This window comes from Blattabacterium cuenoti (genome assembly GCF_014251315.1).
GTDB lineage: Bacteria > Bacteroidota > Bacteroidia > Flavobacteriales > Blattabacteriaceae > Blattabacterium > Blattabacterium cuenoti_AJ.
Genome location: NZ_CP059185.1, coordinates 301,018 through 322,250 on the forward strand (window position 1 = coordinate 301,018; position 21,233 = coordinate 322,250).

21 protein-coding genes are annotated in these 21,233 nt (G+C 27.8%); 5 read left to right on the forward strand and 16 right to left on the reverse strand.

The annotated features are described in order from the left end of the window. Nucleotides 1-17 precede the first annotated feature (17 nt). Nucleotides 18-638 (forward strand): 16S rRNA (guanine(527)-N(7))-methyltransferase RsmG, encoded by a 621-nt coding sequence (gene rsmG / locus H0H74_RS01435; RefSeq protein ID WP_185849502.1) that lies wholly within the window; start codon nt 18-20, stop codon nt 636-638. A 16-nt stretch (nt 639-654) separates the two neighbouring features. Continuing rightward, nucleotides 655-1,611: an amidohydrolase family protein gene (locus H0H74_RS01440; RefSeq protein WP_185849474.1), complete on the forward strand. Its 957-nt coding sequence runs from the start codon at nt 655-657 to the stop codon at nt 1,609-1,611. A gap of 5 nt (nt 1,612-1,616) precedes the next feature. Here the strand turns inward: H0H74_RS01440 and lysS are convergent, their stop codons facing one another. Further along, nucleotides 1,617-3,125 carry a lysine--tRNA ligase gene (gene lysS / locus H0H74_RS01445; protein WP_185849503.1) on the reverse strand — a complete coding sequence of 503 codons (1,509 nt, stop codon included), beginning with the start codon at nt 3,123-3,125 and terminating at the stop codon, nt 1,617-1,619. A 99-nt stretch (nt 3,126-3,224) separates the two neighbouring features. Here lysS and lipB point away from each other — a divergent pair, with 99 nt between their 5' ends. Continuing rightward, nucleotides 3,225-3,932 carry a lipoyl(octanoyl) transferase LipB gene (gene lipB, locus H0H74_RS01450; RefSeq protein ID WP_185849475.1) on the forward strand — a complete coding sequence of 236 codons (708 nt, stop codon included), beginning with the start codon at nt 3,225-3,227 and terminating at the stop codon, nt 3,930-3,932. Here the strand turns inward: lipB and mtaB are convergent. From mtaB to H0H74_RS01500, 10 genes are all read right to left on the reverse strand, one after another. Next, entirely contained in the window at nt 3,913-5,271 is a 1,359-nt protein-coding gene (mtaB, locus tag H0H74_RS01455) for a tRNA (N(6)-L-threonylcarbamoyladenosine(37)-C(2))-methylthiotransferase MtaB (RefSeq protein ID WP_185849476.1), read from the reverse strand. The two genes, lipB and mtaB, sit on opposite strands and share 20 nt — an antisense overlap. A 46-nt stretch (nt 5,272-5,317) precedes the next feature. Beyond that, nucleotides 5,318-5,944: a peroxiredoxin gene (locus H0H74_RS01460; RefSeq protein ID WP_185849477.1), complete on the reverse strand. Its 627-nt coding sequence runs from the start codon at nt 5,942-5,944 to the stop codon at nt 5,318-5,320. Nucleotides 5,945-6,007: 63 nt separating this feature from the next. Beyond that, entirely contained in the window at nt 6,008-7,879 is a 1,872-nt protein-coding gene (gene dnaG / locus H0H74_RS01465; RefSeq protein ID WP_185849478.1) for a DNA primase, read from the reverse strand. A gap of 18 nt (nt 7,880-7,897) precedes the next feature. After that, complete coding sequence (rpe, locus tag H0H74_RS01470) at nt 7,898-8,551, reverse strand: ribulose-phosphate 3-epimerase (protein ID WP_185849479.1); 654 nt, start codon at nt 8,549-8,551, stop codon at nt 7,898-7,900. Between the two features lie 58 nt (nt 8,552-8,609). After that, a complete protein-coding gene (locus H0H74_RS01475) occupies nt 8,610-9,410 on the reverse strand; it encodes an enoyl-ACP reductase FabI (RefSeq protein WP_185849480.1) in 801 nt (266 codons plus the stop codon). Between the two features lie 15 nt (nt 9,411-9,425). Further along, nucleotides 9,426-10,688: a methionine adenosyltransferase gene (gene metK, locus H0H74_RS01480; RefSeq protein ID WP_185849481.1), complete on the reverse strand. Its 1,263-nt coding sequence runs from the start codon at nt 10,686-10,688 to the stop codon at nt 9,426-9,428. 41 nt (nt 10,689-10,729) lie between these two features. Continuing rightward, nucleotides 10,730-11,812 carry a bifunctional 3-deoxy-7-phosphoheptulonate synthase/chorismate mutase type II gene (locus H0H74_RS01485; protein ID WP_185849482.1) on the reverse strand — a complete coding sequence of 361 codons (1,083 nt, stop codon included), beginning with the start codon at nt 11,810-11,812 and terminating at the stop codon, nt 10,730-10,732. Between the two features lie 15 nt (nt 11,813-11,827). After that, nucleotides 11,828-12,676 (reverse strand): prephenate dehydrogenase, encoded by an 849-nt coding sequence (locus H0H74_RS01490; protein ID WP_185849483.1) that lies wholly within the window; start codon nt 12,674-12,676, stop codon nt 11,828-11,830. Continuing rightward, complete coding sequence (locus H0H74_RS01495; protein WP_185849484.1) at nt 12,673-13,818, reverse strand: pyridoxal phosphate-dependent aminotransferase; 1,146 nt, start codon at nt 13,816-13,818, stop codon at nt 12,673-12,675. Before H0H74_RS01495 ends, H0H74_RS01490 begins: the two co-directional genes overlap by 4 nt. Before the next feature lie 18 nt (nt 13,819-13,836). Beyond that, nucleotides 13,837-14,673, reverse strand: a complete 837-nt coding sequence (locus tag H0H74_RS01500; RefSeq protein ID WP_185849485.1) for a prephenate dehydratase — start codon at nt 14,671-14,673, stop codon at nt 13,837-13,839. A gap of 181 nt (nt 14,674-14,854) precedes the next feature. Between H0H74_RS01500 and H0H74_RS01505 the strand changes: the two genes are divergently transcribed. Next, nucleotides 14,855-16,189, forward strand: a complete 1,335-nt coding sequence (locus H0H74_RS01505) for an Nramp family divalent metal transporter (protein ID WP_185849486.1) — start codon at nt 14,855-14,857, stop codon at nt 16,187-16,189. Here H0H74_RS01505 and rplI read toward each other — a convergent pair. The 5 genes from rplI to mnmE are packed head-to-tail and all read right to left on the reverse strand — an operon-like array spanning nt 16,182 to nt 20,254. Beyond that, nucleotides 16,182-16,631 carry a 50S ribosomal protein L9 gene (gene rplI, locus H0H74_RS01510; protein WP_185848963.1) on the reverse strand — a complete coding sequence of 150 codons (450 nt, stop codon included), beginning with the start codon at nt 16,629-16,631 and terminating at the stop codon, nt 16,182-16,184. The two genes, H0H74_RS01505 and rplI, sit on opposite strands and share 8 nt — an antisense overlap. Before the next feature lies 1 nt (nt 16,632). After that, on the reverse strand, nt 16,633-16,935 hold the full coding sequence (rpsR, locus tag H0H74_RS01515; protein ID WP_185848964.1) for a 30S ribosomal protein S18: 303 nt from the start codon (nt 16,933-16,935) through the stop codon (nt 16,633-16,635). Nucleotides 16,936-16,937: 2 nt separating this feature from the next. After that, nucleotides 16,938-17,282, reverse strand: a complete 345-nt coding sequence (rpsF, locus tag H0H74_RS01520) for a 30S ribosomal protein S6 (protein WP_185848965.1) — start codon at nt 17,280-17,282, stop codon at nt 16,938-16,940. 59 nt (nt 17,283-17,341) lie between these two features. Next, nucleotides 17,342-18,850: a glutamate--tRNA ligase gene (gltX, locus tag H0H74_RS01525; RefSeq protein ID WP_185848966.1), complete on the reverse strand. Its 1,509-nt coding sequence runs from the start codon at nt 18,848-18,850 to the stop codon at nt 17,342-17,344. Nucleotides 18,851-18,862: 12 nt separating this feature from the next. Further along, the gene (gene mnmE / locus H0H74_RS01530; protein WP_185848967.1) at nt 18,863-20,254 is read right to left on the reverse strand and encodes a tRNA uridine-5-carboxymethylaminomethyl(34) synthesis GTPase MnmE; all 1,392 of its coding nucleotides are present in this window, start codon (nt 20,252-20,254) and stop codon (nt 18,863-18,865) included. 67 nt (nt 20,255-20,321) lie between these two features. On the opposite strand from mnmE, the gene prmC reads away from it, so the two are divergent. Beyond that, a complete protein-coding gene (gene prmC, locus H0H74_RS01535; protein WP_185848968.1) occupies nt 20,322-21,224 on the forward strand; it encodes a peptide chain release factor N(5)-glutamine methyltransferase in 903 nt (300 codons plus the stop codon). Nucleotides 21,225-21,233 lie beyond the last annotated feature (9 nt).

Below are 21,233 nucleotides of genomic sequence, written 5' to 3' on the forward strand. Positions count from 1 at the left end.
TTATTTATCCATTTATCATGGAATTAATTAAAAAATATTTTCCAAATTTATTGGATCAACAAATCTATAGATTATCTTCTTTAAAAAATTTATATGCGTATTGGAATGCATATGTTAATTTAGTCTCTAGAAAAACATTTCACGATTTTTATCAACAACACGTTCTTTTTTGTTTAGGAATAGCTAAAGTATTTTCTTTTGATCCTGGATCATGTGTTCTAGATTTAGGAACAGGAGGAGGCTTCCCTGGAATTCCTTTATCCATAGTTTTTCCTCATACAAAATTTATATTAGTAGACTCTATTAGAAAAAAAATTAAAATTATAGAAAAAATTATATATCATCTTCATTTAAAAAATGTATATCCTATTTGTTTTCGTGCAGAAAAATTAGAAAATAAATTTGATTTTGTGGTTACTAGAGCTGTAAAAAAAATAAATATCATTCATAATTGGACAAAAGATAAATTTAAATATAAATCCAATTCAAGAATCAAAAATGGAACTTTTTATCTAAAAGGAGGAAATATTTACGATGAATTAAAAGAATTTCCTTATGCAATAGAATATCCTTTAAATTCTTATTTTGAAGAACCATTTTTTATAACTAAAAAAATTGTTTGGATATCCAACATTTAATAGAAACCGATTAAAAATGAATCCTAAAAAAATTTTTGTAGAAAAAGTGAAACAAAAAGGTGGATGGGTAAATGCTCATGCTCACTTAGATAGAGCTTATACTCTCACAAAAAAAAATTTTAAATATTCTTATTTCCCCCTTCAAAAAAAATGGTATCTGGTTGATGAAATGAAACGTTTAGCTACAGAAGAGGATATTTATATCCGTATGGAAAAAGCTTTAGAATATTTTTTAATGCAAGGAACACAAGCTTTATGTTCTTTTATTGATGTAGATGAAATTATCGAAGATCGATCCTTAAAAGCTGCTAAAAAATTGAAAAATAATTATGGAAATTCTATTCATATTTGTTTTGCTAATCAAGTTCTTAAAGGCGTATTGCATAAAAAATCAAAATATTGGTTCGATAAATCAATAGAATTTGTAGATATTATTGGTGGATTACCTGCTACAGATTATGGTAAAGAAGATGAACATTTAGATATTTTATTACAAACAGCTAAAAAAAAAGGAAAAATTGTGCATGTACATGTAGATCAGTTTAATACTAGCGAAGAAAAAGAAACTGAAAAACTAGCAAAAAAAACAATTGAACATGGAATGCAAGGAAAGGTAGTAGCTATACATAGTATTTCTTTAGCTGCACATGCTAGAGATTATCGTTATAAAATATACAAATTAATGAAAAAAGCGGATTTAATGGTGATATCTTGTCCCATTGCTTGGATTGATCATACCAGAAGTGAACGTTTAACTCCTAGCCATAATTCTATCACTCCAGTGGATGAAATGGTCCCTGAAGGAATTGTAGTAGCTTTTGGAACAGATAACATTTGTGATATATACAAACCTTTTTCGGATGGAAATCTATGGATAGAACTACGAGTGATGTTAGAAGCTTGTCATTATTATGATATAGATCATTTGGTAAAAATTGCTACAATAAATGGATTAAAAGTATTAGGATTATAAGTAATTTATTTTTTATCTACTTTTACTTTTTCTGGACGCATTTGTGGAAAAAGTAAAACTTCTTGAATCGATTTTTTTTGAGTAAGCAACATGACTAAACGATCTATTCCAATTCCAATCCCTGCAGTAGGAGGCATTCCAAATTCTAAAGCACGTATGAAATCTTGATCAATAGATGTAGATTCGTCTTTTGTGTTTTTTTCAGAAAACTTCATTTGTTCTCGTAAACGATCAACTTGATCAATAGGATCATTAAGTTCTGAATAAGCATTGGCAATTTCTTTTCCATTTATAATGAGTTCAAAGCGTTCTGATAAATTTTTTTGATAACGATGTCTTTTGGTTAAAGGACTCATTTCTACAGGATAATCAATAATAAAAGTAGGATTTATGTAATTTTTTTCGCATTTTTCTTCAAAAATGTTCTCAATCAGTTTCGCTTTACTCATTTTTATATTTTCTTCTATATGCAATTTCTTACAAATTTTTCTTAATTCTTCTTTTCCCATTTCTTTAAGATCAAATCCGGTATATTTTTTAATAGAATCCAATATGGGGATACGAGGAAAAGGAGTTTGAAAACTAATATGATTATTTTTTGTAAATTCATTACAGATACATTTCATCAATTTTTCTGTAAAATTCATCATCCAGTAATAATCTTTATAAGCTACATAAAGTTCTAATACAGTAAATTCTGGATTATGAAGACGATCCATCCCCTCATTTCTGAAATTTCTAGAAAATTCATATACTCCGTGAAATCCACCAATAATCAGTCTTTTTAAATAAAGCTCATTAGCTATACGTAAATATAATGGAATTCCCAGTGTATTATGATACGTTTCAAAAGGACGAGCTATAGCTCCTCCAGGAATGGATTGTAGAATAGGAGTATCTACTTCTATATATCCTTTATCATCCAAAAAATTTCTTATTTTTTGGATGATACGAGTACGTTTCAAAAAAATTTTTTTTACATGATCATTGACAATAAGATCTACATAACGCATACGATAACGTTGTTCTGTATTGGAAAAAGCATCATATATTTTTTTATTTTTATCCATTTTGACTTGTGGTAAGGGTCGTATAGATTTGGATAATAAAGTGAATTTATGAACATGTATGGTCATTTCATCCATTTTTGTCTTAAATAAAATCCCTTTTATTCCAATAATATCTCCTATGTCTATAAGTTTTTTTAAAAAAATATTGTAAACATTCTCTTTCTCTTTTTTCATTTGATCCGAAAATAAATAATCCTGAGTAAAGTATATTTGCATACAACCCGTATGATCTTTAATTTCTCCAAAAGAAGCTTTTCCTAAAATCCGCAAACGCATTAACCGTCCCGCTATACTTATAGTTTCTTTTTCCGTGAAATTTTTTTGTATATTACAAATGGTAGTGGTTATAACATATTCTTCTGATGGATAAGGGTTGATTCCCAATATTTTCAGTTGATCTAATTTTTTTCTTCGTATAATTTGTTGTTCTGATAAATAGGTCATAGACTGATTTATGTGTATGTCCCCCATATGACATGACATATGAAACGAACGAAAGGTACATTTGTTTTTTTTATTATTTATATAAACTTTTCAAGAAATATGAAAAAAAAAATACTTTTTTTCGAAGATTTAGGAAAAAAAGAATATCAAGAAACTTGGAAATACCAAAAAAAATTATTTGATGACATCATACAAAAAAAAATAAATAATATACCGGATCAAAAAGCAGGATATCTGCTGTTTGTCGAGCACCCCCATGTATATACTATAGGTAAAAATGGGAAAAAAGATAACCATTTGTTGGTTTCGTCAGATTTTTTGAAAAAAATAGATGTTTCTTTTTATCAAACAGATAGAGGGGGTGATATCACTTACCATGGGCCTGGACAATTGGTAGGATATCCTATTTTAAACATGGATTATTTTTTTACGGATATTCATGAATACCTTCGTCTTTTAGAAGAAGTTATGATCCATTTTTTATGGAAAAATTATGCAATTAAGGGAGAACGAAAAAAAGGAAAAACAGGGGTTTGGTTTAATGTAAAAAATGGAAAATCCAGAAAAATATGTGCAATAGGAATTAGAATGAGTCGATGGGTTACCATGCATGGTTTTGCTTTAAATGTGAATACAGATTTACAGTATTTCAATCACATTATTCCTTGTGGAATTTATAATCAAGAAGTGACTTCTTTAAAACAAGAATTGAAAACAAATGATATCTCTTTTCAAAAAGTGAAAAGTATGGTAAAAAAATCTTTTCAAGAAATTTTTGATGTAGAATTCATAAACATTCCGTTTTAATTATTGGTTCTGCTATCATAATTCCATCCTTATCTACTTTTGTGATTAATACATCTTGTAATGTATTTTCATATATAGAAGAATTGTTTGAATTTAATGACATCTTAGTTCGAATATAATTTTCTGTATATCCATACAAATATTCTTTATTGTGAGAATTATTTTCGAATAATACGGTTTTTTTAGTAAAAATTTGCTTTTTGCAAAAAAAACGATATTTTTTTTTTGAAAGTTCTCTCAAAATTTGATTCCGTTTCCATTGAATTTTTTTAGATATATTTTTTTGCATGGCACTGGATTTTGTATTTGGTCTATCGGAATAGGTAAATATATGTAAAGATGAAATTTCTAATTTTTTCAAAAAATGATAAGTTTCCAAAAAATGTTTATGTGTTTCTCCAGGAAAACCAACAATAAGATCTGAACCTATATAAGCATCTGGCATTAAACATCGAATTTTTTTTATTTTTTCTTGATAAAGTTCTCGTCTGTAACGTCTATGCATTTTCCCTAATATATCATTACTACCAGACTGTAAAGGAATATGAAAATGAGGGACAAAATGTTTGCTTTTAGACAAAAATTCAATACATTCATTTTTAAGCAAGTTAGGCTCTATGGAGGATAAACGTATTCTTCCTTTTTCATCTATTTGATCTATAGCTTGGATTAAATCAAAAAATGTATATAACTGGTGATTTCGATTTTCTCCGTATATATTTTTTCCATAGTCTCCTATATTGACACCTGTTAACACGATCTCTTTGACTCCTTGGTTAAAAAGAAATCTAATATTTTTCAATATATTTTCTATGCTATCAGAACGAGAGGGCCCTCTTGACATAGGAATGATGCAATAACTGCACTTATAATCACATCCATCCTGTATTTTTAAAAAGGAACGAGTTCTATCTCCAACGGAAAACGATGGAAAATAAGTTTTCTTAGAAATAATTTTTGCATAATATTTTTTTTTAAAAAACCATTCTTTATTATTAATATTATTAATATAATCTATGATTTTAGATTTTTCTTCATAGCCTAGAACTAGATCTACCCCAATAATAGAAGACACTTCTTCAGGATTCAGTTGAGCATAACATCCTATTGCTACAATAATAGCTTTTGAATTTTTTTTCATAGTAGAACGTACAATATGCTTCAATTCAATTTCTGCATTTTTTGTTACAGAACAACTATTGATCACATAAATATCTGCATAACTATTGAAAGAAACATGTTGATAATATAAGTTAGAAAACTTTCTTGCTATGGTAGAGGTCTCTGCGTAATTGAGTTTACACCCCATAGTGTAAAATGCTACTTTTCTTTTCAACATTTATTTTGATGTGCTATGATATTCTGTAGAATATAATTCTATAAACTTAAGATGAAAAATAATCTTCAATTCCACTATGACTGGCTTTTATAGCTTTTTTTCCTTTTGTCCAATTTGCTGGACATACTTCTCCACTTTTTTCATAATATTGAAGAGCATCTATCATCCGAATAGCTTCATGTACATTTCTTCCTAAAGGAAAATCATTAATTAAAATATGTCTTATGATCCCTTCTTTATCTATTAAAAATAATCCTCTATAAGCAATAAGTTCTCCAGTCGCTTTCAATCCTTCATTATTGCAAATCCAACTTCCAGACAACACTCCATAGTTATGAGATATGGTTTTATTGATATCAGAAACAATAGGATAAGTGATCCCATGTATTCCCCCTTTTTCTTTTGGCATCTGTAACCAAGCCCAATGAGATTGTTCTGTATCCGTAGATACAGCAATAATTTGTACATTTCTCATTTCAAAATCTTTAATTTTTTCTTGAAATGCATATATTTCTGTGGGACAAACAAAAGTAAAATCTTTAGGATAAAAAAAAAGTAAAACATATTTACTTCCTTGAAATTGTTCTAAAGTGAAATTTTGAACAATATCTTTTCCATTTAATACCGCACTAGCCATAAAATTAGGTGCTTTTTTTGAAATCAATGTATTCATTTTTTCGTGTTTATATGCACGAATTTACCAAAACTTAAAAAAAGAAAAAAATTAATTTTTGAATCACACATATTTATGTAATTTTTTATAAAGTTCATTTTTTATATTTGTTAAATGCATAATTTTTTTTAGGAAAGTTTTTCTATCCTCATTTTTTGAAAGATAATTCTGATAATGTATGATTTCTTTCTGAATCAATTTAGAAATATATAAAGATTTATATCTCAATAAAATATCACTAATATATTGATTCATGAGATCCTCTTGAGAGGAAACTTGTATTCCTTTTCTATCCCATTTGGATAATGAATAAAATTTTGTATTTTTTTTTTCAAAAAATTTTGATAAATCTGTTTTTTTCTTTTTTAAACAAATTTTATCAAATATTTCTTGATTTTTATTCAAAGAAAAACGTAAATTCCAGCATTTAAAAACATGCAATACTTCTTCTAAAACCGTTGTGTTTGTGTTTTTTTCTTCTTTTTTTATGATTTGATTCCCATAATTTAAAATCAATTGAATCAATTCTTCTTCAAGAAGAAGAATTGTATTTGTTTTTTTTGAAGAAAAAGTTGGATCTTCCTTAACCTTATTAAATGGACTAAGTTTATGTACAATTTTTTCGTTTATTCTTTTCAATTCAAAAATCAGAACTTTTTGACGAATGTTTAGTACTTTGGAAGCTTCTTGTAGGTATAATTCCTTTTGAATAACGTTGGATATTTTTGAAATACTATTCAAAATATTTTTTACTAAAAATGATTTTTTTATGGGATCGTCTTTATGTTTATGGAATATTTCATATATTTTTTGTTTAAAGGAAACAAAATTATAACTATTTTTTGCTACAAAATCTCTGAGTTGAGAATGAGAAAAACAATATTTTTTGGATATAGAATCTGGATCTTCTCCATTAGAAATAAATAATATACGTAAATTCATTTCTTGTTCTAGCATCATATTAATTCCTCTTAAAGAGGCTTTAATTCCAGAACGATCTCCATCATAAAACAGAACAATGTTTTTTGTAAATTTTTTGATTAATAGAATTTGATTTACAGTGAGTGAAATTCCAGAAGAAGAAACTACATTTTTTATTCCAGACTGATGTAAAGAAATAACATCTGTGTATCCTTCCACTAAATAACAAAAATTTTCTTTGAGAATGTTTTTTTTAGCTTGAAAAAAACCATATAAAATTTTACTTTTTTGAAAAATATTACTTTCTGATGAATTGATATATTTAGTGGAATATTCAGAATCAATATTACGACCTCCAAAACCTATAACCCTTCCTGATAAATTATGTATTGGAAACATCACACGTTTACGGAAACAATCAAAAAAATGATTAGTTTTCTTATTGAAAACAGCAAACCCAGATTTTTTTATATCCCGTATTTTAAATCCTTGTTTTAATGCTGTTTTCGTAAGTATATTCCAAGAAATCGGTGCATATCCTAACTCGAATTTTTGAATTATTTTTATATCAAAGCCCCTTTTTTGAATTAAATAATTCAATCCATTTTCCTGTCCTTCTTTGGTAGAATATAATTGATTAATAAAAAAACGTTTTGCATAATCTTGTATCAAGTATAATTTTTCATGTTCTTCTTCCTCTTTCTTTTTTTTATGATCGTTGTCTATATGATCAATCTTGATATTATATTTCTTGGAAAGAAAACGTAACGATTCCTCATAAGTCAAATGCTCATGTTCTATAAGAAAAGTGATGATATTCCCTCCTTTTCCAGAACTAAAATCTTTCCATATTTTTTTTGTAGGAGAAACTATAAGAGAAGGTGTTTTTTCATTAGAAAAAGGACTTAATCCTCTATAATTAAACCCACTTTTTTTTAATTCTACAAAGTCTCCAATAACATCTTCTATGCAAGAAACAGAAAGTATTTTTTTTATAGTTTCTTTAGAAATCATATATATAATTAATAATGTTTAATTTCCGAATTTCATTCTATGAATAATTTCTTTTGGATTAGAATCAGAAAAAATAGTAGTTCCTGCCACTAATATATCTGCTCCATTTTTGAATAAAAAAGAAGAATTTTCTAAATTAATTCCTCCATCTACTTCTATGAGAGCAGAAGAATCTTTTTTTAAAATTAAATCTTTAGTATCTTCTAATTTTTGATATGTTTGATGAATGAATTTTTGTCCACTATAACCAGGATTAACACTCATTAATAAAACAAAATCTATATCATTAATAATATCTTGCAAAAGAAAAACTGGAGTATGTGGATTCACAGCTATACCTACTTTCATCCCATTTTTTTTTATATAATAAATTGTTCTGTTTAAATGAATGCAAGCTTCATAATGAATATGTAAATGATTGGCTCCACAATCTTTTAACTGTTCTATATAACGTTCTGGTTGTAATACCATTAAATGTACATCCATAGGCTTATGGGCATATTTTTTGATATATTTAGTAAACAAAAATCCAAAAGAAATATTAGAAACAAAAGAGGAATCCATTATATCAATATGAAACCAATCTGCTTCACTTTGATTCAGCATTTCTATATCACGATATAAAAAAGCTAAATTTGCTGAAAGTAAAGATGGAGCTATAATTTTTTTCATATTTATTTTTGATAATTAATTAAAATGATAGTTTAATATTCTCTGTTCTAGTATATTTTTATGAAATCATAGCTTCACTAATTCCAATCCGAGAAAAACCTCCATCATGATATAAATTTTGCATGGTTACTTTTCTTGTTAAATCTGAAAAAAGTGTAATTATATAGTTAGCACAATCTTGTGTGGAAGCGTTTCCTAAGGGAGATATTTTTTCAGATAATATCAAAAGTTGATTAAAACCTTTAATGGCTTTTGCTGCTCTTGTTATAGTAGGAGATTGTGATACCGTATTCACCCTTACCTTTTCTTTAATCCCCCAATGATATCCAAAATTACGTGTAACACTTTCTAAATAGGATTTATAATCTGACATATCTCCATAATGTGGAAAACTTCGATGAGAAGCAATATATGTTATAGCTACAATAGAACCCCATTTATTCATCGCTTTTTTATTCCAAGCTGTTTGCATAATCTTATGATAAGATACAGCAGATATTTCCCATCCTTTTTTTAAAAATTCATAATTTAAAGAGGTGTAAGTTAACCCCTTTCGTATATTCACAGACATAGCTATGGAATGCAATAAAAAATCTATTTTTCCTCCAAAATGATCTAATGTTTTTTCAAATAAAATATTAAGATCTGGTATGGAAGTAGCATCTGCTGGAATCACTATAGATTTTGTTTTGTGAGATAATTCATAAATTTTACCTATTCTTAAAGAGGCTGGTGTATTGGTTAATACGAAAGATGCTTTTTCTTCATAAGCACGTTCTGCTACCTTCCAAGCAATAGAACTTTCATCCAAGGCTCCAAATATAATACCTTTTTTTCCTTTCAATAGATTGTAAGACATATTCAAAATATTTAACTAAAAATACTTATTTTTTGAAATATTAAATATTTCTTTGATAACGGATAAATAGTCCAATTTTTCCCATGTGAAAAGTTCCACTTCTTGTTTTTTTTGATTTCCTTCTATATCTAAAAAAGACTTATACACTTTTTTTGGAGTTTTTCCCATATGTCCATACACAGATGTTTCTTCATACATTGGTTGACGCAATTTTAATCTTTTTTCTATAGCATAAGGACGTAAATCAAAAATTTTCTTTATATTTGACGTAATATTTTCATTATTTATTTTTGATTTACCATAGGTATTTACAAAAATTCCTATGGGGTCCGAAATGCCTGCAGCGTAAGATATTTGTATCAGCAATTCATCTGAAATTCCTGCTGCTACTAAGTTTTTAGCTATATGTCTAGCGGCATAAGATCCAGATCTATCCATTTTAGATGGATCTTTTCCAGAAAAAGCTCCTCCTCCATGAGATCCTCTTCCTCCATAAGTATCTACTATAATCTTTCTTCCAGTTAAACCAGTATCCCCATGAGGTCCTCCCGTTACAAATTTTCCTGTTGAATTAATGTAATATTTTGTTCTATCCGTGAATAATTTTTTTACATTTTTTATATTATTCATTACTCTTGGTATGAGAATATTTTTAACATCATGAACTATACGTCTATGCATTCTTTCTTTCGTGTCAAATTCATCATGTTGAGTTGAAATGACAATAGCATGAATATGTACCGGAACATTAGCATTAGAATATTCTAAAGTGACTTGAGATTTTGCATCTGGACGTAAATAAGTCATTTTTTCTCCTTCGTTTCTAATAAACGAAAGTTCCCTTAATATATGATGTGAAATCTCTAATGACAAAGGCATATAATTTTCCGTTTCTCTCACAGCATATCCGAAAACAAGTCCCTGATCTCCAGAACCTTGTTCTTCTTTTTTTGATCGTTGAATTCCCTCTAATAGATCTAAAGATTGTTCTTGAATAGAAGAAATAACTCCACAAGAATCTGCATTGAATCTATATTCATTTTTAGTATACCCTATTTTTCTAAGGATATTACGAGCTATTTTTTGAACATTAACCCAGGTCTTAGAATTGACTTCTCCAGCTAATATAATTTGTCCCGTGGTGACTAAAGTTTCTATAGCTACTTTTGCATTTGGATCATACGCTAAAAAATGATCTAATATAGAATCAGATATTTGATCTGAAATTTTGTCAGGATGACCTTCTGAAACAGATTCACTGGTAAATAAATAAGCCATTTTTAGGACTAAAAAGTATTTTTACTTCTTTTTTTAAAAAATTACCTAATTTTGATTTGATTTTGAATTTTAATAGATTCTTGATGCAAAAGTTTAAAAACTCCTTCAAGCAATTCTTCAGAAATTCCTAAACTTTTCCCAAAAAAAAGAGATTTTTTCATAATATCTTTCCATCTACTGGGTTGAAAAATAGCAATATCTGAAGATTTTTTCAAAGTTCCTAATTTTTTAGAAATGTTCATTCTTTCTGCTAAAAGTGCAATAATATTTTCATCTAGTTCATCAATTAAAATCCTAAAAGAATCTAAATATCTTTTACTTTTCTGATTATATTTTTCGGTACATGTTAATTCTTTTAACATTTCCAAAAGATTTTCTGGAGTAATTTGTTGTTGAACATCGCTCCAAGCATGATCGGGATTACAATGACTTTCTATCATTAATCCCTCATATTGAAAAAAATGAAAAGCTTTTTTTGCTATATCTAAAAGTCCTTCTTTATTTCCACAAATATGTGAAGGATCACATAAAATAGGAATTCTAGGAAGAAGGCTCCTAAAATTTAATAAAAGGTTCCAATTAGGTTGATTTCGATATTTTGAGTTTTTGTAGGTATAAAAACCACGGTGTATAACTCCTAATTTCCTGATTCCCTTACCCGATAAACGTTCTAAAGCTCCTATCCATAATTCTACATCAGGATGAATAGGGTTTTTCACCAAAACAATTTTATTATTTTCTCCTTCCAAAGCATCCGCTATTTCTTGAATCGTAAAAGGGCTCGCCGTGCTTCTAGCTCCTATCCAAAGAATATCTATTCCAAAAGAAATGGCTAACTTCACATGTTCTGCATTCGCTATTTCTGTAGCCACCATTAAACCCGTACTTTTTTTCACCTTATGAAGCCATTCAAGTCCTATTTTTCCAATTCCCTCGAAATTATTAGGTTTCGTTCTAGGTTTCCATATTCCAGCTCTAAATACTTGAACATAGGAAGGATTCAATCTACGGGCTGTTTCTAATATTTGTTCTTCACTTTCCGCACTGCAAGGACCAGATATAATGAAAGGTTGATTCCACTTATCAATCCAAGATCTGTCTATACTATTATTCAATTTTTCCATCACAATACATTTAATTTACACATATTTTTTATCTTTTATATTGTTCGCCTTTTTCATATACTGATCTATTTTATGAAATTCTTTGTCTATTAAATAATTACGAAATTTATTTAAATAATCAATATAAAAATCTATAGCTTGAATCATATTTTTTCTATTCGAAATGAAAATAGGCAACCATGTTTCAGGGTTACTTTTAGCCAAACGTGTAGTAGAATCCAATCCACTCCCCATCATATTATTAAAAATTTTTTTTTCATTTTTAAATTTTTTTAAAACTGTACTAGCCAAAGCAAAAGAAATCACATGAGGTAAATGAGATATATAAGCAATATATAAATCATGTTCTTTAGAAGTCATATAAATCATACGCATTTTCATAATAGAATAAATTTTTGTAGCAACATTCATTGCATCTGTAGCGCTCAATTCAGAATCACAAATGATGCATTTTTTTTGAAAAAACAAATCAGAATCAGCTGAAATAGGTCCAGAATTTTCAATTCCTGCAATCGGATGTGTAGCTACAAAACGACTTCTATTAGGGTGAGAATCAATCCTATTACAAATATCATATTTAGTTGATCCCGTGTCTAAAACGACTGTATCCGTACTAACTCTAGTCAGAATACTTGGAAGTATTTTTTCTATTCCGTCTACGGGAATAGATAAAATAATTACTGAAGATTGCATAATGAGATCCTGTAAAGGAATTATTTCATCTACAATTCCAAGTTTTACAGCACGTAAAGCATTTTCTTTATTAGAATCTGATCCTATAAATTTATCTCCAAAATTGGATTTTTTCAATCCTAATCCAATGGATCCACCAATCAATCCTAATCCTATTATTCCAATATTCATGAAAAAATTCTATTTTTTGCCTGTTCCAAAATTTTGATTGGACAACACATAGAAAATCTTACATATCCTTTTCCATTATGACCGAACACTCTTCCAGGTGTGACAAATATGTGATAAGTTTTTAGAAACTTTTCGGCCCATATACGATCATTTTTATCTGCATCAGTGATTTTTGCCCAAACAAATATTCCAGAACTTTTTATTGCATATTTTAAATTTAAATAATCACATATTTCCCATATAATTTTTTTTCGTTTAAGATATTCTATATTAAGTTTTTCAAACCATTTTGAATCATGATTCATGGCTTCTATAGCTCCAATTTGTATGGGATAATACATTCCAGAATCCATTTGACTTTTTATTTTCAAAATATTCTGAATAAATTCCTTTTTTCCTATTATCATTCCAACACGCCATCCAGACATATTATAACTTTTACTTAAAGAATTTAATTCCAAAGCTATATCTTTAGCTCCTTTCACATTAAAAATGCTTAAAGGACGTTTCTGATTCAATATAAAACTATAAGGATTGTCATGAACGAGTAATACACGATTTTTTTTCGCAAAAAAAACAATTTTTTCTAATTCTTCAAAAGAAATTGTGGCCCCCGTAGGCATGTGAGGATAATTAATCCACATTATTTTTGCATTTGTTCTAGATAGGTTATCCAACCTAGGAATCCAATTTTCATTCTCATAAAGATCATAATAAATGATTTTTGCTTCCAAAAGTTTTGATATTGAAGAATAAGTAGGATATCCAGGATCAGGAATTAATACTTCATCTCCTTTATCTAAATAAGACATACTTATATGCATAATTCCTTCCTTAGAACCTATTAATGGTAAAATTTCATTTTTAGGATCCAGATCAATTTGATATATTTTTTTATACCAATTCGAAATGGCATTCCGAAGTGCTTCTATTCCAATATAACTTTGATAAGTATTAGCATGCTTTAATTCTGACGCTTTTTTCATTTTATGTACAACCCCATATGGAGGAAGTAAATCAGGATTTCCAATTCCCAAATTAATGATTTTTACCCCATCTTTTTCAAGATTATGAATTTCCTTCATTTTTTCGGAAAAAAAGTATTCCGATATTTGATGCGTCCTTTTTGCTGCTATAATCATATAATCATGAGATTATCATTAGGATCTGATTCTCCCATTTTTATATTCTCCCATAATAGATAATTGATAAAGACAGGGAATTTTTTGTATTTTTTTTTTCATATTTTCATAATATTTTATATTGTTAAATATAATATCCACATAAAATGAATATTCCCAAGGTCTTTGTATGATAGGAATAGATTGTATTTTCGTCATGTTAATTCCAAGACTAGATATAAGACTCAATATTTGAGATAAACTACCAATAGTATGCGATATTTTGAATATTAATGAAGCTTTATTAAAATAATCATTTTCTTGTTTGTAACAATTTTTAATAATAAAAAATCTAGTAAAATTACTTGTAATAGTTTGTATATTTTTTGAAATGATTTCTAGACCATATTCTTTAGCCGCATTTTCAGATGCTATTGCAGCTAAACCTTTTTTTTTGCATATAGAAACATATTTAGCAGCAGCAGCTGTATCCGAATATTCGGATATTTTGATATAAGGATGTGCATCTATGAATAATTCACATTGTAAAATAGCCATGGGGTGAGAATATATCTCCTTAATCTCTTCTATATTTTGTCCGGGATAAGCCATCAGATGATGTTGTATCGGCATATATACCTCTCCCACTATTTTCAAATTGTATTCAGATAAAAGACTGTAATTCGTTAATATTGTTCCCGCTATGGTATTTTCTATAGCCATAACCCCAACATCTACATTAGATTTAGCTACAGAAACAGCCAATTCTCTAAAAGAAGAACATTCCATCAATTTATAATTGCATCCTTCAAAATAGCTGGAAACAGCTGCATGATGAAAACATCCCCTTACCCCTTGTATCGCTATTTTTTTCATGAAACCAAAAAAAGATTGAATCACTATCAATCAACGCGGATAAATTTTATTGAAGCAAAGATAAAAAATTATTCTCAATTTTATCAATTTTTCAAAATTGAAAATGATAAAATATGAATTGATAACAAAAAGATTAAAACGGTTAACTTTATATTTTCGTATTCTATTCTACTATATGCATATGAAAAAAAAAAAATATTCCATAGGATGGAGGAATGAAAACAAGCACCCTTCTCTTTCGGAAGTTTTTTCTTCCGTTTCTGTTCCTAAGCAGAAAGGAATATGGAAAAAACTTTTTGCTTTTACCGGTCCAGGGTTATTAGTTGCTGTAGGATATATGGATCCAGGAAATTGGGCAACAGATATTGCTGGAGGAGCTCAATTTGGTTATATGCTATTATCCGTTATTTTTATATCTAATTTTTTTGCCATTATTTTGCAACATTTAGCTTTAAAATTGGGAATTGTTTGTGAGAGAGATTTAGCTCAAGCTTGTAGAGATCATTATCACCCATTTATTAACTTCATTCTGTGGATTTTATGCGAAATTTCTATTGCGGCTTGTGATTTAGCTGAAATCATTGGTTCTGTATTAGCCTTAAAATTACTTTTTGGGATTCCTATTACATGGGGGGTATTAATCACAGCTATAGATGTTTTAATTATTTTATTTTTTCAATATAAAGGGTTTAGATATATTGAAAGTGTAGTAGCAGCTTTAATTTTTACAATTTTAGTTTGTTTTAGTTTTGAAATTGTGAGTTCCAAACCTGAAATTTTTCCCATATTACAAGGTATTGTACCTAATCCTGAAATTATGAAAAACTCGCATTCTTTTTACATATCTATAGGAATATTAGGAGCTACAGTAATGCCTCATAATCTTTACCTTCATTCAAGCATCATACAAACTAGAGATTATCCACGTACTTTTGAAGGAAAAAAAATGGCTATAAAATATGCAACTATAGACAGTACTTTATCTTTATCCTTAGCATTTTTTATCAATGCAGCTATATTAATTATATCTGCAGCCACTTTTCATAAAGCTGGACATACAGAAGTTTCATCTATTATGGATGCACACAAACTTCTGTCTCCTATACTAGGTTCTAGCCTAGCTGGAGTTTTTTTTGCATTAGCTTTACTAGCATCAGGACAAAATTCTACATTAACTGGAACTCTAGCTGGACAAATAGTCATGGAAGGATTTCTTAACATAAAATTCAAACCTTGGATTCGAAGATTAATTACAAGACTTATAGCTATTGTTCCAGCTATGATCGCCTCTATTGTCTATGGAGAAAAAGGAACAACTGAATTATTAATAATTAGTCAAATCATTTTATCAGCACAATTAAGTTTTGCGATTATTCCATTAGTTAATTTTACAGGAGATTCTGAAAAAATGGGTCCATTTGTCAATGGAATTACTTTAAAAATATCAGCTTGGTTCATTACCATCATCATTGTCTTGCTAAATTTATTTTTATTATATGATACTTTCTTTAAGTAGAGAATACTTCAAAAGTTAACGTAAACTCGCGTTTTCGATGTAACCGGATACTTGCCTGATGTTTTCCTATTGTTTTAATCACTTTATTTCCAGGTATTCTAATAAATTTTTTATCTATAGAAACCCCTTCTTTATTCAAAACTTTCATCAAATATTGATTATTAATCGAACCGAAAAGTTTTCCTCCTTTACCTACCTTAACTGGTATTTTAATAGTTAATTTTCTTAATTTTTCTTCTATTTCCTTCGATTTTTCAATTAAAAAACTTTCTTTTTTAGAACGTTGTTTCAATATTTCATGAGTATTTTTTATAGTTCCAGGCAAAGCTAAAACAGCATATCCTTTAGGAATTAAATAGTTTCTAGCATAACCAGGTTTTACATCTAATTCATCATATTGAAATCCTAAATTTTCTATGTCTTTTTTGAGAAGAATTTTCATTTTATCTTAAATCATCTGTTACAAAAGGTAAAAGTCCAATCTGCCTACATCTCTTGATAGCCGAATTTAATTTATTTTGATTTTTTTGTAAAGTACCTGTGATACGACGTGGTAGAATTTTTCCTTGCGCATTCAGAAATTTGATTAAAAATACAGGATCTTTATAATCTATATATTTAATATTTCTTTGTTCAAAAAAGCAATATTTTTTTTCTACTTTAGTTTCTATTTTAATAGGAGATAAATATCTTAATTCATTATCTACTATTTGTTTTGCATGTTGATGGGTTTCCTCTAATGTCATAATTATTCATCTTTTTTTAACAATTTTTTTCTTCTTTTTTCCGCATATTCTATTCCATATTTATTTAATTTTACAGTTAAAAAACGTAAAATACGCTCATCTTGTCTGAATTTCAGTTCTAAATCAGAAACTAAATTAGAATTTAACAAAAATTCAAATAAGTGATAACAACCGCTTTGTTTTTTTTGAATGGAATAAGCAAATTTTTTCAATCCCCAATGTTCTTGATGAATAATTTCTCCTTTTTTTTGTATAATATAATTTTCATATTCTTTTGCTGTTTCTTTTGCTTGATCGTCAGACAATATAGGAGTTATTATGATAACATTTTCATAATGTTTAAGCATTGAATTTTTTTTTACGAAAATGTAAATCTATATTTTTATGTTCTTTTTTCAAAAAGATTCTAAATTTTTTCTTTGATTCGATTGATCAATTTTTCTATGCGTCGTATACTTTCTTTTTTTCCTAGCATTTCTAAAATTAGAAAAATATCAATTCCTTTTAGAAACCCTACTAAAGCTAAACGAAATAATTGCATGATTTTATGTTTATTTTTTATCGTATGAAATAAAAACCTCAAATTTACAGATGTAAATTGATTCATATCATATAACAATATTTTTGCATTTTCTAATTGAAGTATGGTATTTTCATGACAAATTTTATTGAAAAAATTTTCTTCATAAGAATTAGGAGGAACAAAAAAATAAAAAGAATGTTCCCATATTTCATGAATAAAATGAATTCTATCTATTGTTAAATGAATTATTTTCCATAAATAATCTTTTTTGCATAAAATAGAACGTGTTTTAATTTCCTTGAATAGAAAGGAAAATATCTCTTCTTTTTTTTTATTTAAATGTTTTTTATTGAACCAATTCGTTTTTTTGATATCAAAATAAACACCAGATTTTTTTATTTTTTCTAAAGAGAAAAAATGGATTAATTCTTGTAAAGAAAAAATTTCTCTTTTTAATCCAGGATTCCATCCTAACAAAGCTAACATATTCACAAATGCTTCTGGCAAATAACCTAATTCCCTATATCCTGGGATGATAATTTGGCTTTTTGGAACTTTCCATTGTATAGGATATATAGGAAAATTTAAACTATCTGTATTTCTTTTGCTAATTTTTCCTTTTCCATTATTTTTTAAAATTAAAGGCAAATGTGCAAAATTAGGAGGGGTCCAACCTAAAGACCTATATAACAATATATGCAAAGACGTAGAGGGAAGCCATTCTTCTCCTCTGATCACATGAGTAATTTTCATTAAATGATCGTCTATTGTATTAGCTAAATGATAAGTAGCCACTCCATCAGATTTTAATAAAATTTTATCGTCTAAGTGATTTGTATCGACTATTATATTACCACGTATGATATCATGCATTTTCAATTTTTCTCCAGGTTTTATTTTAAATCGAATCACATAAGAACAAGATCGTAATTTATCATATAATTGTTCTTTCGTCATAGTTAGAGAATTATTCAGATCCATTCTAATTCTAGAATTATAAGAAAAAACTAACCCACGATTATTATATTCTTTTCTTTTTTTATCAATTTCTTGATCTGTGTCGAAAGCATAATAAGCATCTCCTTGTTTTAACAATTTATTAATATACATACGATAAATATTATTCCTTTGAGATTGATAATAAGGAGAATAAGGGCCTCCATATCCGACTCCTTCATCAGGTTCTATCTGGCACCATTTTAATGTTTCCAAAATATACAATTCAGAATTTTCAACAAATCTTTTTCGATCAGTATCTTCTATTCTCAGGATGAATGTCCCCCCATATTTTTTAGCAAAAAGATAATTATATAATGCTGTTCTGATTCCACCTAAATGAAGTGGACCTGTAGGACTAGGGGCAAAACGAACTCTTACAGAATGTGATGACATAATTTTTTAATCTTATTTTCCAATGCAAAATTTTGAAAAAATATTATTGAGTACATCTTCCCTTGTGATTTCTCCCGTAATCTCTCCTAAATACCGTAATGCTTCTTTAAGATATATTGATACTAAATCTACTGAATATCCTTTATTAAAAGCATTATGTGCCAATGAGAGTTCTCTGAATGAGAGTTTCAAAGCTTCATAATGCCTGTATTGTGTTACCACTATTTTTTTTTCTTTTAATTTATCCAAAAATAAAGAACTCAAAGTATTGAGTACCTTTTTCACTTCATGATAATTTTTTGCCGAAATTTCAAAAAAATAAGGAATGTTTGATTTGAAATTCTCAAAATCCTGAAAACAAGATATATCCGATTTATTCGCTATGGAAAAAATATTTTTTAATGGATATTTTTTGTAAATTTTTTGAATATCACTAATAATTTTTTGTTTTTTTTGATTTGAAGAATCAAAAATATATAATATGACTTGAGCCTCTTCCATTTTTTTCATGGTTTTTTTCACTCCTATAGTTTCTATAGGATCTTTGGTTTTCCTAATTCCTGCTGTATCCAAAAAATGAAAAAGAATTCCATTTAAAATGACTTCTCCTTCCACACAATCTCTAGTTGTTCCTTCAATATGGGATATAATGGAACGGTCTTCTTGAAGAACCTGATTAAAAAAAGTAGATTTTCCCACATTGGGTTCTCCAATAATAACTACAGAAATTCCTTTCTTGATAGCATTTCCTAACGAAAAAGATCCAATTAAATCTTTTAAAGTTCCTTTTAATTCTTGTAAAAAAGAAAAGAGTTCTGATCTCTTAGCAAAAATCAGATTTTCTTCAGAAAAATCCAGTTCTAATTCTAGTAAAGATGCAAAATCCAATAATTTTTTTCTTAAATTTTTAATAGTTTCAGCTAACGTTCCTTTGATTTGTTGTAAAGTCATTTCATGACAGATTTTGTTTTCAGATCTAATCAAATCAGCTATAGCTTCAGCTTGTGATAAATCCACTTTTTTATTTATAAAAGCACGAAATGTAAATTCTCCAGGACGAGCCAAACGTGTTCCTTTTCTAATGAGCAATTGCAAAATTTGTTGTTGAATATAATAAGATCCATGACAAGAAATCTCTATCATATTTTCTCCTGTATAAGAAAAAGGGGATTTAAAAATAGAAACTAAAACTTGATCTAACAAATTATTATTTTCTGCCACAATATCCCCTAAATGAATAGTGTGTGTCGATTGGTTTTTTAGTTTTTTTCCAGATTTAACAGAAATAAAAATATTTTCAACTGTAGATATGGCATTTTTTCCAGAAATGCGAATAACAGAAATAGCACTAGACCCAATAGGTGTAGCTAAAGCTACAATGGTATCATCATCTAAATCTAACATAAAAAAAATAAAAAATTATGGGATATAAAAATAAGTATTTTTTTTTGAAATTTGCATTATTTTAAATATGGAATCTTTTTACAAATTTTATTGTTTTTTTCAAAAAACTCTTCAAGATTTATATCCAGAACCTAAAGAGTTAGAAACTATCTTTTTTTTACTTACTACCCATATTTTTCAATGTGATAAAACAACTATTTTATTGCGATTAAGTAGAAAAGAAAAAATCAATTTTTTTACTTACGATAAATTAATAAAAAAATTATGGGAATTAAAAAAAAATAGACCTATACAATATGTGATTGGTCACACCTATTTTTTTGGTATGAAATTCATTGTTAATGAAAAAGTATTCATACCAAGACCAGAAACAGAAGAACTTGTAAATTGGATCTTACAGGAGGATCATTCCGTTTACAATCATAATCATTCCATTCAAGTATTTGATATGGGAACAGGAAGTGGATGTATTAGTATTACTTTAAAAAAGAAAAAACCTGAAATTATACAACACATTCATGCCATTGACTCTGATCAAAAAGCTCTTGACATAGCTCGTAAAAATGCAAAATTACATAATGTTAAAATTTCATTAAAAAATGTGAATCTTTTGAAAGATAGCATGTACATATCCACAAATAAAAATAGTGTTAACATTATCGTAAGTAATCCTCCTTATATCAAACTATCTGAAAAAAAACTACTACATCCAAATATTGTTCAATACGAACCTAATCAAGCTTTATTCGTACCTGACGAAGACCCTTTGATTTTTTATAAAAAAATTTCTTTTTGGATCAAAAAAAGATTGACTGGAATCGTTTATGTTTATTTTGAAATCAACCAATTTATTTATTTAGATATTATTGATTTTTTAAAAAAAATGGGATTTCGAAAAATAGAAATCAGAAGAGATTTTCAAGGATTTTTTAGAATGGTTCGTGCAGTTTATTACGAAAATTATAAATAATTATAAAAC

Coding starts and splice junctions, on each gene's coding strand:
- rsmG (WP_185849502.1), top strand. CDS start 18: ATGGAATTAATTAAAAAATATTTTCCAAATTTATTGGATCAACAAATC.
- H0H74_RS01440 (WP_185849474.1), top strand. CDS start 655: ATGAATCCTAAAAAAATTTTTGTAGAAAAAGTGAAACAAAAAGGTGGA.
- lysS (WP_185849503.1), bottom strand. CDS start 3,125: ATGACCTATTTATCAGAACAACAAATTATACGAAGAAAAAAATTAGAT.
- lipB (WP_185849475.1), top strand. CDS start 3,225: ATGAAAAAAAAAATACTTTTTTTCGAAGATTTAGGAAAAAAAGAATAT.
- mtaB (WP_185849476.1), bottom strand. CDS start 5,271: ATGTTGAAAAGAAAAGTAGCATTTTACACTATGGGGTGTAAACTCAAT.
- H0H74_RS01460 (WP_185849477.1), bottom strand. CDS start 5,944: ATGAATACATTGATTTCAAAAAAAGCACCTAATTTTATGGCTAGTGCG.
- dnaG (WP_185849478.1), bottom strand. CDS start 7,879: ATGATTTCTAAAGAAACTATAAAAAAAATACTTTCTGTTTCTTGCATA.
- rpe (WP_185849479.1), bottom strand. CDS start 8,551: ATGAAAAAAATTATAGCTCCATCTTTACTTTCAGCAAATTTAGCTTTT.
- H0H74_RS01475 (WP_185849480.1), bottom strand. CDS start 9,410: ATGTCTTACAATCTATTGAAAGGAAAAAAAGGTATTATATTTGGAGCC.
- metK (WP_185849481.1), bottom strand. CDS start 10,688: ATGGCTTATTTATTTACCAGTGAATCTGTTTCAGAAGGTCATCCTGAC.
- H0H74_RS01485 (WP_185849482.1), bottom strand. CDS start 11,812: ATGGAAAAATTGAATAATAGTATAGACAGATCTTGGATTGATAAGTGG.
- H0H74_RS01490 (WP_185849483.1), bottom strand. CDS start 12,676: ATGAATATTGGAATAATAGGATTAGGATTGATTGGTGGATCCATTGGA.
- H0H74_RS01495 (WP_185849484.1), bottom strand. CDS start 13,818: ATGATTATAGCAGCAAAAAGGACGCATCAAATATCGGAATACTTTTTT.
- H0H74_RS01500 (WP_185849485.1), bottom strand. CDS start 14,673: ATGAAAAAAATAGCGATACAAGGGGTAAGGGGATGTTTTCATCATGCA.
- H0H74_RS01505 (WP_185849486.1), top strand. CDS start 14,855: ATGAAAAAAAAAAAATATTCCATAGGATGGAGGAATGAAAACAAGCAC.
- rplI (WP_185848963.1), bottom strand. CDS start 16,631: ATGAAAATTCTTCTCAAAAAAGACATAGAAAATTTAGGATTTCAATAT.
- rpsR (WP_185848964.1), bottom strand. CDS start 16,935: ATGACATTAGAGGAAACCCATCAACATGCAAAACAAATAGTAGATAAT.
- rpsF (WP_185848965.1), bottom strand. CDS start 17,282: ATGCTTAAACATTATGAAAATGTTATCATAATAACTCCTATATTGTCT.
- gltX (WP_185848966.1), bottom strand. CDS start 18,850: ATGTCATCACATTCTGTAAGAGTTCGTTTTGCCCCTAGTCCTACAGGT.
- mnmE (WP_185848967.1), bottom strand. CDS start 20,254: ATGTTAGATTTAGATGATGATACCATTGTAGCTTTAGCTACACCTATT.
- prmC (WP_185848968.1), top strand. CDS start 20,322: ATGGAATCTTTTTACAAATTTTATTGTTTTTTTCAAAAAACTCTTCAA.